The sequence below is a fragment of the Cytobacillus spartinae genome, from assembly GCF_042865285.1.
In the GTDB taxonomy this organism is placed as follows: Bacteria; Bacillota; Bacilli; order Bacillales; family Cytobacillaceae; genus Robertmurraya_A; species Robertmurraya_A spartinae.
The window spans coordinates 53,513-68,972 of the sequence record NZ_JBIACK010000011.1; the positions used below are offsets into that span (position 1 = coordinate 53,513).

A 15,460-nucleotide genomic window follows, 5' to 3' on the forward strand; every position below is an offset into this window, starting at 1 on the left:
TAAAAATTCATTTATTTCTATGAAACAAAACTGTAACCTTCTTAACGAAAAAGTAGTCAATTACAGTAAAGATAAATTTTAGAGGTTTTGTATAAATTTCCTAAGGAGGAGATTGAGTGTATAAAAAAGGGTTAGGGATCATGGGGGTCTTTATGATACTAATGGTTGTATCGACTATTTTATATGTTACACAGTTAAAAATAGAAAATGTATCTGCATATGCACAAGAAGAAACAGTTGTGTTATCCAATAAAGTATGGACACTTACGTTCACAGAGAAACTAGAAAAAAATACAATTAATGATCAAACGGTTTATGTAACAAATACCAACGGGGAAAAGGTTCAGACAACTATTTTTTTGAGTGAGGACTTAAAAACATTAAATGTTCAACCTCCGAAAGAGGGATACGACCTATCATCGGAGTCATACACCCTTCATTTAGGGAAAGAGATTAAATCATTGTATGGTAGAGGACTTGGTGCTAAGAAAGAGATTTCTTTTGTCGTAAAAGAGACATTGCCACTTGTTGGTTCTAAAGAAAAACTAAATAAACATTTTTTAACTATTATTGAAGAACAAAAAAAGGACAGGAAGTTCAGGCTCTTTGCTGAGGATGGAGTTAAGGAGGAATCGGCAGAAGCAGAAAAAAGTTCAGAATCCCTTGATGTATCAGAAACGAACACACAGGTACAAGGGGTTGATGAGTCAGATATAGTGAAAACGAATGGTACACATATCTTTCAAGTAGTGGATGGAAAGATTAACATAATTAATGCGAGCATTCCTACAAATATGTCAGTAGATTCAACCATCGACTTTAAACGCTCATTTTCACCATATCAACTTTTTCTCGAGAACGACCGACTAGTTGTTATTGGCCATAGTTACGAAGAAATGAAGCAAAGTTCCTCAAAGCAGTCAGTTGATTCTAAAATTGCCCCTATTTACGAATCAACGAAAGCGGTTGTATACAATATTAAGGATCCTAAAAATTTAAAGGTGGAAAGAGAAATTTTGCTCGAAGGTGGCTTTGTTTCGAGTAGAAAAATTGATAATATTGTTTATTTAATTACTAATAATCAACCACAATATTGGGTTTTAGAAGAAGATGAAACCTATGATTTACGGCCCCGATACTCTGATAGTGCCATAAGTGAAGAGATTAAGTTAATAGACTATGATGAAATTCAATATTTCCCTAGTTCGAAGGAGAGTAATTACACAATTATCACTTCCTTTGATCTAAACAAGCCTTCATCCGAAGCTACAATTACAACTTATTTAGGTAGTGGAAGGCAGCTATATATGTCAAGAGAAAATCTTTTTTTAGCAGTTGAAGACTGGTCAGACATGATAGGGGAACGAGGAGAATTTAATTCTCCGGATACAAACATCTATAAGTTTGGTGTGAACGGAACAGATGTGGAGTACCATAGTTCAACGGAGGTACAAGGAACCATTTTAAACCAATTTTCTATGGATGAGCACAATGGTTATTTTCGTGTAGCTACAACAAAAGGAAATACCTGGGATAATGATAGACCTTCTGATAATAACTTGTTTATTTTTGATAAGGATTTAAACAAGGTCGGTGAACTTACAGATTTAGCGAAAGGAGAAAGAATCTATTCTGCTAGATTTATGGGGGACCGAATTTATATCGTTACATTCAAGGAAACGGACCCATTGTTCGTAATTGATGCTTCTAAACCAGATCAACCATCCGTACTAGGAGAACTTAAAATACCTGGTTTCAGTAATTACCTACATCCTTATGATGAAAACCATCTAATTGGCTTTGGTCACGATACAAAATTGATCTCTCAAAAGGGTTCTAATGAACCTCTTGTTTTAACAAATGGCGTGAAAATATCCATGTTCGATATTACGGACGTAACCAATCCAAAAGAAAAGTTCACAGAGGTAATTGGTGGAAGAGGAACTTATTCTCCACTGAACTATGATCATAAAGCGCTATTATTTAATAAGTCAAAGAATCTATTTGGTTTTCCAATTAATGTTTATCAAAATGTAGAAGGAAGTCAGTATGAACAAACATTTGAATTTCAGGGTGCATACGTATATCAAATAGACGTAAATAAGGGCTTTCAATTAAAAACTAAAATTAGTCATTTGGAAGGTAAGTCTCCGTATGAAGAATGGGAAAGTGGAGTTCAAAGATTATTATATATAGGTGAAATTTTGTATGTAATCTCACCTTCTAAAATCACATCACATCAATTATCTGATTATAACTTAGTGGATGAATTATCTCTAAGATAACAAAAAATCTAGAGTGAAAAGGGAGCAATTTGGTTCCCTTTTTTACATTTAACTACCAAAAAGTGTTATATTTAGTAATATGTTATTTTTAGAGTAGGCTCAGCGGGGTTATAGCAGGGGAAGGGGAGAAACTAATGAGTAATGAATACATATTAATGCTTGAAAAGAAAATAAGAGAGTACGAGGAAATTATCTCGGAAATGTCAGCACCTATTATTCCATCCATCATTCCTAAAACCATTCTAGTGCCGATTACAGGATTACTCTTTTCACAACGATTTGAAAATATAAGAACAAAAGTTTTAAACTACATCCATCAGAATGACACTGAATTTGCCATTATAGACTTTACTGATATAACAATTGAAAAGATTGAAAGCTTAGGTCTTTCTGCTTTAGGAAAAGAGCTTCAGCAACTATCAGATTCTTTACACTTAATGGGGATAAAACCATACTACGTTGGTCTAAGGCCACATCTAATTAAGGAAATCGTATCATCAGGAGTGGAACTAAAAGCAGAAACATATAGCACATTTCAATCCGCTTTAAAGCACTTGATGCAAAAAAATGATTTGGTTTTTGCTAGGCAATAACTATCTGAAATTAACAAAAGGCTGGGACATACTTTGATAGACTATTGATAAACCCGAACTATCAGGAAATATTCTTATGAATATTTCGCCTAAAAGTTCGGAATTTTATTTGTTTTTTAAAAGATTGGTTGATGATTCTGTACACCATATTAAGAACTAGTGGAATGGAGCGGAAGCCACTCGACTCCTGCGGGAAGTAGAGGAAAGGCTGAGACCCCAGAGGCTCAGCTTCCTCCCCGCGGAAAGCGAGTGGCTGCAGCGCAATGGAACGAACTTGTTCTACAAACTGAACTTGATAAGTAACAAGTGTTTCAAGATTAATTTTAGATATTGTTCGTTTTCAGATTGACTGAAATGCTTATATACCAGCCTCTTTTATCATAGTGAATTAATTGATATAATATTAACTATTTTAAATATGTAGTCTTACTTTGTCCGGAGCTAACAGGATAAAACTGATAATGATTCGTTTCCTCATCCAGCTTTCGAAAGAAGTGAATATCCTCAACTTCCATGAGAACTAAATCAACGGTTAATACTTTGTTTTCCCCTTTTACTAGATGTCCACCAAATACCTTGCCTTCTTGATCACACATTGAACCATGTATGTGAACCTCATATTCACCATCCCTTTGACAAACCACTCCCGTGCCCCCCAAGAACTCAATGGGGCCATCTACTTCTATTAAATCACCATAACCAGCTCCAGCTTTTGTTTCTAATTTGGGAATTAAATAAAGGTATCCAGATCTTTGGAAGCTCCCAAAGCAATTTAAAATTGAAGCATACTTGATGTTGTTTTCCTTACATACATCTTCTATGCCTGTCAGCAAATCCGTGCTTGGTAAAAGCCTCGCAGCAATTATTCTTCCGGTGTTTCCTGTAGCATACTGAATTCTACTAGTACTATTCACTTTATACACCCCTCTAAAAAAATTGTGAATATTATAAATATGACTACCATACTATTACACTATCAAGAAAATTTCAAAAAATCTTGTTGACATTATCTGAAATATCCTGTAAATTTTCCCTATGAAGAAATTACTGCAAGTAAATCTGCAGTAATGATTGATAATTTAATATTTTGATATCTCTTATCAAGAGTAGCGGAGGGACTGGCCCGATGAAGCTCGGCAACCGTTCATGTGTTGAACATGAAAAGGTGCTAAATCCTGCAAAACATTGTTTTGAAAGATGAGAGAGGGACGAACATATTTTGTATGTATTTGCCTCTCTTTCTTTTGGAAGGGAGGCTTTTTATTTTTTCAAAGGGAAGTTGTAATTGAACCAAGGAATAAATGTATCTGTGGACTTTAATACATTAAGACGTTAAGACATTAAGGAGGAGAAGTCGTGAAGAAATTATCGTTTTTATTATCTGTTTTACTATTAGTTGGAATTTTAGCAGGATGTGGCAGTGAAGGGGCATCTGGTGAATTGAATGATAAGAAGCTCAAGATTGGGGTAACTTCTGGACCTCATGAGCAAATTGTTGAAAAAGTAGCAGAGGTGGCAGCTAAAGACGGATTAGAACTTGAGTTAGTTGTATTCTCTGATTATATTATGCCAAACACAGCTTTAGCTGAAGGGGAGCTAGATGTTAATAGTTATCAACATAAACCATTTTTAGATAAATTTAACGAAGATCATAAGACGAATTTAGTTGAAGTTGGGAAGACGATTTTGAACCCAATGGGAATCTATTCTGATAAATTTGATAGTTTTGATGACCTTCCAAAAGGAGCAAAATTTGGTTTGCCAAATGACCCAACAAACGGATCTCGTGCTCTATATATCCTAGAAGAAGCTGGTTATATCAAAATTAAAGAAGATAAGCGTGAAATAGCAAGTATCTATGACTTAGAAGAAAATCCGTTAGAACTTGAATTTATTGAATTAGATGCAGCACAGATTCCGAAGCAATTAAGTGAATTAGATGCAGCGGCAATTAATACCAACTTTGCTTTAGAAGCAGGTTTAAGTCCTAAAGATGACTCAATTTTATTAGAAACACCGAAATCCCCATATGTAAACTTCTTAGTAGTTAGAGAAGAAAATAAAAATGACCCTGTTCTAGAGAAATTACGAAAAGCTTATCAATCAGAAGAAGTAAAGCAATTTATTCTTGAAGAATTTGGTGGTTCTGTAATTCCAAGCTGGGAAGAGTAAATAAAATTGTGAGGTGATCCATTAGATACTGTCTAATGCGTCACCTCTTTCTAAAAGGGTGTGACCAACATGATAGTTTTAGAGAATGTAACAAAAGTATTCCAGTCTAAAAAAGGGAAGATTGAAGCGGTTAAGGATGTAAGCCTTCATGTTAAGAAGGGGGAAATCCATGGAGTTATTGGCTATAGTGGTGCAGGAAAAAGTACCCTCATTCGCTGTGTAAATCTTTTAGAAAAACCTTCTAGCGGTAAGGTATACATAAACGGTGAGGAACTAACTTCCTTTACACCAAATCAGCTAAGGGAGAAAAGAACAAATATTGGGATGATTTTTCAAGGTTTTAACTTGTTGAAGACGGCTACTGTATACGATAACATTGCCATTCCATTAAAACTAATCGGGATAAGTAACGAAGAAGTAAAGAATCGTGTTAATAAGTATTTGGATATCGTTGGCTTATCAGATAAACATAATGCCTATCCTGGACAGTTATCTGGCGGTCAGAAGCAAAGGGTAGCAATAGCAAGAGCACTATCACAAGAACCCGAAATCCTTCTTAGTGATGAAGCAACAAGCGCACTAGATCCTGAAACTACGGATTCCATTCTAGATTTATTGTTAAAAATCAATGAAGAATTAGGGATTACGATTCTACTCATTACACATGAGATGAATGTCATTCAGAAAATCTGTGACTATGTGTATGTGATGGAAAATGGAGAAATCGTAGAGCATGGTAGCGCAATCGATCTGTTTACTAAACCTAATAAGGAAACCACAAAGAAGTTTCTTAACACGATTGCTCAACGGAAATTAACACCTTCGCTTGTTAATCAGCTTAAATTGTCAGGCTCTGTTACAAGACTGACATTTGTCGGCGAATCTACAGGCCAACCATTGCTATCACTTGTAAGTAAACAATTTAATGTAAAGCCAAATATACTTACGGCTAATATCATTGAATTAAAAAATGGTATTGTTGGAAATCTAGTCATTCATCTAGTGGGTGATCAGGATGAAGTTAAAGCTGCGCAACAGTTTTTAAAAGATCATGGGGTAGGACTAGAGGAATTGGAGGGATAATCGTTGGAACGATTTGAGACATTTACACAACAATGGATTCCGATTATTGGTGAATCGTTAGTTGAAACCTTTCAGATGGTTTCGATTTCTTTAATACTATCGATTTTAATTGGAATTCCTCTTGGTATTCTATTAGTTTTAACAAGGCCAAATCAAACACTAGAAAATAAATGGGTGTACCAAGGTTTGAACCTTTTAATTAATATCATTCGATCAGTGCCATTCATAATTCTATTATTCTTTATTTTACCTTTTACAAAATTTATCGTTGGTACGACTATTGGGGTAAAAGGGGTAATTGTTCCACTAGTCATATATACGGCACCATACTTATCTAGGCTAATGGAGAACTCCCTGTTGGAGGTTGATAAAGGTGTTGTTGAGGCTTATCAAGCGATGGGGATTAAAACAAGGCATATTATTTGGAACGTCATGCTTCGTGAAGCAAGACCTTCTATTGTATTAGGACTAACAATTGCAACTGTAAGTTTGATAGGGGCTACCGCAATGGCAGGTCTTGTTGGAGCTGGAGGTCTAGGTGATTTAGCTTATCGATTTGGACATTTACGTTACGAAGTAGATGTGATGTATGCAACTGTTTTCTTATTAATTGTAATTGTTCAGGCGATTCAAACGATTGGGAATCGAGTTGCAGCAAGTCTTAAAAGAGACTAAGAATTGGAGGTGGAGTAATGGGTGATCTATATATTGAAAAGAATGGACCTATCGCTTCCCTGATTTTAAACAGACCAGAAAAGAAAAATAGTTTAACCTTAAGCATGTTTAAAAAGCTGACGCTGTTATTATATGAGCTAGAAGTAGACCCAACCATTAAAGTATTAATCGTACGTGGAGTAGATGACACTGCGTTTGCGGCCGGTGCAGATATCAGTGAATTCCTTGAAAACCGGATTTCCACAGAAAAAGCTAAGGAATATAATGATATTGCTTTACAAGCCGTTGACAAACTATATCGTTTTCCAAAACCCACAATCGCAGTTATTAGGAAGCTTGCGATAGGGGGTGGGTTGGAAATTGCGCTAGCGTGTGATTTCAGATTTGCTTCTGATGATAGCCTATTAGGGATAACCGCTGCAAAACTTGGGATTGTTTATAATTTAACGAGTACAAAAAGACTGTTAGATGTTGTAGGACCATCAAAAACGAAAGAGTTACTTTATACGGGAAAGCTAATGAATGCAAAAGAGGCCCATCAAATCGGATTGATTGACTACGCGTATGATGGGGAAGAAGTTTACGAGAAGGCTATTCAGCTTGCGAATCAGATTTCAGAAAAGTCCTCTGTGTCTACAAATGGTATTAAGAGCGTGATTCAATCCATATTGGACGGAGCACAGAGTGAGGATGAAAATATTTCAAAACTTGTACTAGATTCCTATAGTTCAGATGATTATAAGGAAGGAATACAAGCATTTTTAGAAAAAAGAAAACCAAATTTTTTATAAAATTTTAGTCATATGAGATTTTTGAAAGAGGGGGTAAATTCTTTGAACCAAGCTTTATCAGGAATGAAAGTAATAGATTTATCCCAAATTTTAGCAGGCCCATATTGTACCATGGTTCTTGCGGATATGGGAGCAGATGTGATTAAGATTGAAAAGCATCCAAAGGGTGATGATACTCGCTCGATGGGACCATATATAAATGAAGAAAGTTATATGTACATGATGGTTAATCGTAATAAAAGAGGCATGTGTATCAATCTGAAAAGTGATGAAGGTAAACAAGTTCTTCTGGAACTAATTAAAACAGCAGATGTACTTGTGGAGAATTTTAGACCTGGAGTTACTGCTAAATTAGGAATTGATTACGAAACATTGAAGGGAATTAACCCAGCTTTAATATACTGTTCTATTTCAGGCTATGGTCAAACAGGACCTTATAAGCATAAGGGCGGTTTTGATATTATGGCTCAGGGCTTGTCAGGAATCATGGACATGACAGGAGAAAAAAACGGTAAGCCTGTAAAGGTAGGAATAGCCATTCATGATATTGCTGCAGCACAAACAGCTATTCAATCGATTCTATCAGCGTACATATACCGATTAAAAACAAATGAAGGTCAATATATTGATGTTTCTCTAGTCGAATCTGGTTTGGCTTGGACTGTGTGGGAGGCTGCTGCTTACTTTGGAAAAGGAGAAGTAGCAAAACGGAATGGAACTGCTCACCGAGCAGCGGCACCGTATCAAGGATTCCAAACAAAAGATGGTTTTATACTAATCGGTGCTGCCAATCAAAAGCTGTGGGAAACATTTTGCTTAAAGGTAGTGGGAAAACCAGAGTGGTTAGAGGATGTACGTTTCAGCACAAATACTTTAAGAAGTGAAAATGTGGATGATTTAGAAGGTTTAATTGAAGAAGTACTAAAGACAAATTCTTCAACTTACTGGCTTGAGATTCTAGAGGAAAATGGAATTCCTTCAGGACCCATTTATTCATATGATCAGACCTTAAAGGATCCCCATATTAATGAAAGAGAAATGATTTTAAACTATGAACATCCAATTGCCGGGCCAATACATACACTAGGCTTCCCAGCTAAGTTATCCAAAACTCCAGGCAAACTTTCACGACCTGCTCCTACACTAGGTCAACATAATGATGAAATATTGAAGGAATTAGGGATTACTAAACAATTGACATAAAAGAAGATTACAGGGCCGTTGCAGACGGCCTAAATTTATTGGGGGTTAGTTGTGATTTGAAGGAAGGTGATTTGCTCCTTTTACGTCTTTGACGGGTAGAGTAAACCTTTTTAAACCGCGGTTCGGCTCTTTATACTATTTTTCTGGTAAGAATACATAGTTTTCCACCCGAGTCCGGGCTTATTTTATGGTCATCTCGGCAAGAAAAGACCTGTTTCTATCCGCGAAGTGATGCCTTTTACGATTTTCTCGGCAAGAAGCCTACTCTTTCCATCCGCGATGGAGCTCGATTTATATTCAACGCGGCAAGAAACCCCCTCTTTCTATCCGCGCCGGAGCTCATTTTATGTTCAACGCGGCAAGAAACCCCCTCTATCTATCCGCGCCGGAGCTCATTTTATGTTCAACGCGGCAAGAAACCCCCTCTATCTATCCGCGCCGGAGCTCGATTTATATTCAACGCGGCAAGAAACCCCTTCCTTCCATCCGCGAAGGAGCTCGGTTTATATTCAACGCGGCAAGAAACCCCCTCTTTCTATCCGCGCCGGAGCTTGTTTTATATTCAACGCGGCAGGAAACCCCTCTTTTAAGCCGCGAACCCTCTCTCCTAAAATACACCTGCACCTGCATTCGCACTAAACAAATTTAATTTACAAAGAAAGGGAAATTGTTTCGGTTGTCGAATATAAAAAGAGTAGCCTCTATGAGAAGGGTGAAGGAATGGAATTTCAATTAGATGATATCCTTTTGCAAGTATTGATGGTCATGTTTCCAGTCGTCTTATATCTAGCCATGGTTAAGGATAGCTTCAATGAAAGGAAAAAGAGGATTTGGCTCGGAGTAACTTGTGCAATCTCCATGCTGCTTTCCTTTACAGTTGCTATAGATATAAATGAAGGAATTTTCCTAGACTTAAGACTCGTTCCATGGTTTATTGCTTATATATACGGTGGGAATTTAGTTGGAATAGTTGTTACAGTATTTTTTATCATCGTCCGTTTTTTAATTGGTGGAATTGGCATGGTTCCAGCCTTTGCTAATTTATTACTTGTTTTATTAGTCATTCAATTTTTTAAAAAACGATATCATATTTGGCCATTTAGAAAGAAAGTAACATTTTCAGTCTCTTTTCTATTAATAGCTTCAACCTCACTTCCTTTTATAGGATCAATCATGATTGGTGAACCCTTTACATATGTTAAATCTATCATTTATATCATATTTATTGCGGAGAACGCTATCGTTGGGTGGTTGATGATTTACCTTATTGAATTGAGCAAGGAAAAAACGCAACTAGTTAGGGAAGTACATAGAGCAGAAAAGTTAAATGTAGTAGGACAGCTTGCTGCAAGTGTCGCACATGAGATTAGAAACCCAATGACAAGTATTCGAGGATTTATGCAATTATTGTATAGCTCTAAAAACTTAACAGAACAGGAAAGGCAATATGTCACGATTTCCTTAGATGAATTAAACAGAGCCAATTCAATTATAGATGATTACCTCTCCTTAGGAAGAGAGTATAAATTAGAAGATCAGCAGCGAATTGACTTAGCTTTTGAGATTAATAGGTCAATCAATTCTCTATCATCCTATGCGAACTTAAGAAATGTTAAATTAACCTTCCAAGAACGGAAGCCAGCATACATAATTGGATCGGCGGGGAGAATACAACAATTATTCGTAAATCTAATTAAGAATGGAGTTGAAGCGACAAAAGGAATTGGTGAGGTTACAATCACTCTTGATCAAAATGAGAAGGAGGTTATCATTCTTATATCTGATAATGGTGTAGGTATGAAACCAGAACAAATAGAAAACCTTGGACTTCCTTTTTACTCAACCAAAGAGAAGGGGACGGGCCTAGGGCTAATGGTTTCCTTAAGGATTATTGAGGATATGGGTGGTGGTTTAAAGGTGCATAGCTCATTAGGTAGCGGAACCACTTTTGAAATTTCTATTCCTTTTAAGAGATAATCGTCTGCATTTAAGAGTTGACAGATTTCCATTAAATAGTATAATCATCATATATTTGGTAAAAAAACTAAACAATCCACGAACTGATAAACCGTGATAACTCTATCACTCTCATTAAATAGTAAAATGGGCCGGTTTCGTATCCTAATCAGATATGAAATCGGTTTTTCTTTTTGTGCATTTGTTTAGCAGTATATTTTTCAAAGGGGGAAAAATCCATGTTATTTGTCTACTCTGATACAGAGAAAGTTCGAGATTCATTATATCAAACAGAAACACAAGCTTTTCCATGGGAACTTGAAATTCTTAAAAGTAAAACATTAAGGAGATTAAAGCATCTTACCCATTACGGTGCATCATCTCTTATTACTCCTGTTACTCATACTAGGTATGAACATACGATTGGGGTTTGGACCGTCATCTCTACCTTTTTTAAGGAAGATAAAGATTTACGTATTGCTGCATTGCTTCATGATATAGGTCATCTTCCTTTTTCTCACGCTGTAGAAAAAACACTGGGGTTTAACCATCACCATCTAACGGAGGAAAGAATTCTTTCTGAAGAAATTGCAAGTATTTTACAAAAATATGGATTTTCACCCTATAGAATTATTGAACTTTTAAATGAGGACACTCCACTTTCACATAAAACTCCTTATCTATCTGCAGATCATCTAGATAGTTTTGTAAGGGATTCATTTATGCTCGGCAAATATCAGGAGCAACCGTCAAATTTACTAAAAAGGATTACGTTTAATGACAAATATGTAGAAACGGATGAAGAGACAGCCTTTATCATTTTGAAAGCCATTTATGCAGACCATTTGAGTTTTCTTAATCCGATTAATTTAGGAATTGATGCACTGCTTGCAAAAACAATTGAGATTTATGTAGAGCATAAGGAAGTTGACAGGACCGTTATCCAGTCTCTAACCAATAATGAATTAATTCAATTGTTACTAAACTCCAATATTAAAGAAGTAGAGAATCTTATGTCTGTGATTCTTTGGAATCCGGAGTGCATCACCGTTCATGACCATATGATAGAGGGTGCGTTTGAGGTAGAAGTTAAAAAGGTTTATGACAAAACGCCATTGGTTAATGGGGTTCCGTTAACTACTATAAATGAAAAGGCAAGTTCGATATTGGAAGAAATTAGATCTCTACAGAAAAGCTACTATATATCAATAGGTAATTAAGGAATCTTTACCACAGCCCTTTTGTTCTGTGGTATTTCTTATTATAATTGCTTTCTGAAAATTCTTACTCTATAATGACAGTAAATATTTATTTCGATTATAGAAATAAAATTTGAATAGAGGGAGATATCAAACATGATTGAACTTTTAAAAACACTAACAAACCTACATGGACCATGTGGTTACGAGCATTCTGTTACATATTTTTTAAGAGATTACCTAGCAGATAAAGTAGATGAAGTAAATGTCGATCCGATAGGAAATGTTATTGCTAGAAAAAAAGGAACTAAGCCAGGTCCGACAGTTATTTTAACCGCGCATATGGATGAAATTGGATTTATCGTGAAAAAGGTTGAAGAAAACGGATTAATACGTTTTGAAAAACTAGGAGGACATGATGACAGAATTCTTCTAGCTCAGCCTGTAAAAATTAGTGGCTCTAACGGAGTGGTACAAGGTGTAATCGGCACGATGTCTGCTCATTATGTGAAGTTTGATGATCCTTCAAAAGTTAGAAAGCATAGTCAAATGTATATTGATGTAGGTGCATTATCAAAAAATGAAGTACTGGAAATGGGAATTAACATTGGCACTCCAATCACCTGGGGAACTGAATTCCAAGTGTTTGGTCCAGTGAACCGCCCAAGAGTAAGAGCGAAGGCACTAGATGATCGTGCGGGTTGTGCTGTTTTAGTTCAAGTACTAGAAGAACTTCAGGAAATATCTTTTGCTGGAGAAATCATTTTCTTATTTACTGTACAAGAAGAAGTAGGGTTAAGAGGGGCAAAAACAGCAGCTGAACACATGCAAGCGGATGCGGCTATTGCGATTGATACAACTGCTGTAAGTGATACACCAGAAGAAACCATGGATCAGACATTAGGCCTTGGAAGAGGAACGGGCATCAAAGTCATGGACTTTAGTTTAATTGTCCATAGGACGATGAAGGATCAACTGATTCAATTGGCAGAACAACAGGAAATTCCTTACCAGTTGGAGGTGTTTCCTGGGATCGGAACAGACGGAGGTGCTGTAACATTTGCTAATAAAGGTATTCCAACCGGTGTACTTTCTATACCATCACGTTACGCACACTCACCTGTAGAAGTTATTGATATGGGAGATATAGAGGCAACAAAGGAACTTGTTAAGGCATTTATCTTAAATTTACATGAGGGTCAAAGTTTCCCGTTTTAATTTGAGGTCCGTCGAACAGAAGAAAAACTTAATAAGCACCTTGGGACCAGATCATTATTTGATTTGGTCTTTTTGGCCCCTAAGTCAAGATATTAGTGAACGAAGGTAAACTATTGGTTTGAGTTACATATTATTTAAAAGGCTAGTCTATTGGTTTCGGTGAATTCATGATTTCAAAGAGGGGAGTGAACGAAGGTGAATATAGACAACAATGAACTTTGGGGAGGTCTTTTTGGATTTGTCGTGGGATTGGTGGTTGCTAAAGTATATCAATCATGGGCGATTTTATACCGTTTAGAAGGATCTGTTTTCAGTGGCGATACTGGTTGGAGAGATGGTTTACTTAGCACGCCATTGTACATTAGGGCAACGGACCACTCTCTTGGTTTTACCATTGTGGTTATACTTGTTTTTATAACAGTAGGTGTCCAGTTTGCCAAATATTTAACTAAAATTCATAAGATATAGATTTCTTAAGCACTTCATTCATACCAATTCTTTTTTCTAACACATATTGATTTCTGAAAATTCCTTCTATATAATGTTTGTATGTATTTCGTTAATCGAAGTAAATAGTTTTATAAAATCATAGGGGTTGAGAACATGTTAAATAAGATAGAAGAGATTGCAAAAGAATTACATGAACATAAAGTACAATATAGCAAACTAATGTGGACACAATATACGGCGGGATATGATTTTGGCGTGCAAGAACAGTACAAGAAGATTGTAGAGACGCTCAAAAACAAAGCTTACTATGAAGAAATTCAAAAACAATTAGAAAAGGACCTTTCTCCTGTTGAGAAAAGAAAGGTAGAGATTCTACATAGTTCATTTAAGTCTTACCATCTTTCCGATGAGCTTAATCAGCTAGACATGGAAATTCAAAAGCAAGTAAACGAGCTTTCTAAGATCTTAAATACGTTTCGATTTAAGTTTCAAGGTAAGGAAGTATCTTCCGTTGATCTAGCGCAGGTCCTAGGTTCTGACGATGATTCTGAAAGAAGAAAAGAAGCCTTTTTTGCTAGAAGTCAGATTAATAAGCCAATGGTGGATGCTGGCTTTATTAATCTCGTGAACTTAAGAAAAGAATACGCAAAGGCATATGGCTCCGAAAACTTTATTTCTTACAAATTAGAAGAAAATGAATTAGATTTAAATACTTTTGACAACTGGTTGCCACAGCTTCATGAAGCATTGCCGAAAATGAATGATGCTAGAGGGAAGTATGCAAAGGAATTCTTAAACCAAGGTCAAATTATGCCTTGGGATGAGCAGTATGTTGACTCAAAAATTGCGCCTTCTCTGAATAGTCATGTAGATATGTCAGATTACTATAATCATATTAAAGAATTGTTTAATCGGTTTGGAATTGATATTTCAAAGTTTAACATTACGTATGATATCTTCCCTAGAGCGAATAAATCGGAATGGGGCTATAATTTCCCCGTGGAAACAGCTAAGGACTCAAGGATATTGGCTAATGTTAAAAATAAATACTTCGAATATGGTGTATTGCTTCATGAAACAGGCCATGCAGTTCACTCGTTTTTATTAGATAAAGATGAAGTGATTCTAAATGAAGGGGTAAGTGGGATTATTAGCGAAGGGATAGCGAATTTATTCCAAGGCTTCTTGTACAGCCCAGCATTCTATCAAAATTTCTTCTCAGAAGGGGATAAGGTTCAAGCTGAGTTCAATAACTTAAAAGAATATCGCAAGCTTAACTCCTTAAGGGCAATTAACCGTATTCTTTTTGATCACAGCTTCTATAAAAATAGCGTGGAAACATTAGATGATATTTATCAATTGTACTGGTCTAATCAAAAGGCTGTATTAAGAGAGGAGCCTTTTGGGGCGGAACCACCGTGGGCATATATGATTCACTTTACAACACATCCAATTTATCTTCATAACTATTTTATGGGGGATGTAACTTGTGCGATGCTTTCAAATGTGTTTAAGGATAAGTTTGGTGCAGAAATGATTGAAAAGCCTAAAGAGTTTGGGGACTTTCTAATCCATGAAGTTATTAAGCCTTCTGGAATGTATAAGTATAATGAACTCTTTAAAAAAATAAGCGGAAAAGATTTTTCATTAGAGTATATGCTTTAATAGAAGTACCGAGAGTCAAAAGGAAACTTTTGACTCCTTTTCTTTGCTGAGGATATTCTTTGTGGAAAAGTAGTTTCGATTCCTATAGAGATTACATTTTATGGTATGATACACAAGTATGTATAAACGATAAATGAGCTAATTAGATTCTTAGTAATTTAATAACAGAA

At 36.0% G+C, this 15,460-nt stretch carries 13 protein-coding genes and 1 riboswitch; of the genes, 12 read left to right on the top strand and 1 reads right to left on the bottom strand.

Annotated elements, in window-relative coordinates; translation table 11 throughout:
* The first annotated feature begins 116 nt into the window (after nucleotides 1–116).
* Complete coding sequence (locus ACFYKX_RS19210; RefSeq protein ID WP_389362697.1) at nucleotides 117–2,285, top strand: beta-propeller domain-containing protein; 2,169 nt, start codon at nucleotides 117–119, stop codon at nucleotides 2,283–2,285.
* A 134-nt stretch (nucleotides 2,286–2,419) separates the two neighbouring features.
* Nucleotides 2,420–2,878, top strand: a complete 459-nt coding sequence (locus tag ACFYKX_RS19215; protein WP_389362698.1) for an STAS domain-containing protein — start codon at nucleotides 2,420–2,422, stop codon at nucleotides 2,876–2,878.
* 407 nt (nucleotides 2,879–3,285) lie between these two features.
* Here ACFYKX_RS19215 and ACFYKX_RS19220 read toward each other — a convergent pair whose 3' ends face one another.
* Nucleotides 3,286–3,792: a PPC domain-containing DNA-binding protein gene (locus ACFYKX_RS19220; RefSeq protein WP_389362699.1), complete on the bottom strand. Its 507-nt coding sequence runs from the start codon at nucleotides 3,790–3,792 to the stop codon at nucleotides 3,286–3,288.
* Between the two features lie 180 nt (nucleotides 3,793–3,972).
* A riboswitch (SAM riboswitch) is annotated at nucleotides 3,973–4,082 on the top strand.
* A 152-nt stretch (nucleotides 4,083–4,234) separates the two neighbouring features.
* On the opposite strand from ACFYKX_RS19220, the gene ACFYKX_RS19225 reads away from it, so the two are divergent.
* The 10 genes from ACFYKX_RS19225 (at nucleotide 4,235) to ACFYKX_RS19270 (ending at nucleotide 15,290) form a co-directional block, all read left to right on the top strand.
* On the top strand, nucleotides 4,235–5,050 hold the full coding sequence (locus ACFYKX_RS19225; RefSeq protein WP_389362700.1) for a MetQ/NlpA family ABC transporter substrate-binding protein: 816 nt from the start codon (nucleotides 4,235–4,237) through the stop codon (nucleotides 5,048–5,050).
* A gap of 69 nt (nucleotides 5,051–5,119) precedes the next feature.
* Complete coding sequence (locus ACFYKX_RS19230; protein ID WP_389362701.1) at nucleotides 5,120–6,133, top strand: methionine ABC transporter ATP-binding protein; 1,014 nt, start codon at nucleotides 5,120–5,122, stop codon at nucleotides 6,131–6,133.
* A 36-nt stretch (nucleotides 6,134–6,169) separates the two neighbouring features.
* Nucleotides 6,170–6,808 (top strand): methionine ABC transporter permease, encoded by a 639-nt coding sequence (locus ACFYKX_RS19235; RefSeq protein ID WP_389362930.1) that lies wholly within the window; start codon nucleotides 6,170–6,172, stop codon nucleotides 6,806–6,808.
* Nucleotides 6,809–6,825: 17 nt separating this feature from the next.
* Nucleotides 6,826–7,599, top strand: a complete 774-nt coding sequence (locus tag ACFYKX_RS19240; RefSeq protein ID WP_389362702.1) for an enoyl-CoA hydratase/isomerase family protein — start codon at nucleotides 6,826–6,828, stop codon at nucleotides 7,597–7,599.
* A gap of 42 nt (nucleotides 7,600–7,641) precedes the next feature.
* On the top strand, nucleotides 7,642–8,802 hold the full coding sequence (locus ACFYKX_RS19245) for a CaiB/BaiF CoA transferase family protein (protein WP_389362703.1): 1,161 nt from the start codon (nucleotides 7,642–7,644) through the stop codon (nucleotides 8,800–8,802).
* Nucleotides 8,803–9,522: 720 nt separating this feature from the next.
* Nucleotides 9,523–10,779 (top strand): ATP-binding protein, encoded by a 1,257-nt coding sequence (locus ACFYKX_RS19250; protein ID WP_389362704.1) that lies wholly within the window; start codon nucleotides 9,523–9,525, stop codon nucleotides 10,777–10,779.
* A gap of 218 nt (nucleotides 10,780–10,997) precedes the next feature.
* Nucleotides 10,998–11,978: an HD domain-containing protein gene (locus ACFYKX_RS19255; protein WP_389362705.1), complete on the top strand. Its 981-nt coding sequence runs from the start codon at nucleotides 10,998–11,000 to the stop codon at nucleotides 11,976–11,978.
* A gap of 135 nt (nucleotides 11,979–12,113) precedes the next feature.
* On the top strand, nucleotides 12,114–13,175 hold the full coding sequence (locus ACFYKX_RS19260) for a M42 family metallopeptidase (RefSeq protein ID WP_389362706.1): 1,062 nt from the start codon (nucleotides 12,114–12,116) through the stop codon (nucleotides 13,173–13,175).
* 195 nt (nucleotides 13,176–13,370) lie between these two features.
* Nucleotides 13,371–13,643: a hypothetical protein gene (locus ACFYKX_RS19265; RefSeq protein ID WP_389362707.1), complete on the top strand. Its 273-nt coding sequence runs from the start codon at nucleotides 13,371–13,373 to the stop codon at nucleotides 13,641–13,643.
* Nucleotides 13,644–13,778: 135 nt separating this feature from the next.
* Nucleotides 13,779–15,290: a peptidase M3A and M3B thimet/oligopeptidase F gene (locus ACFYKX_RS19270; protein ID WP_389362708.1), complete on the top strand. Its 1,512-nt coding sequence runs from the start codon at nucleotides 13,779–13,781 to the stop codon at nucleotides 15,288–15,290.
* Nucleotides 15,291–15,460: the final 170 nt, after the last annotated feature.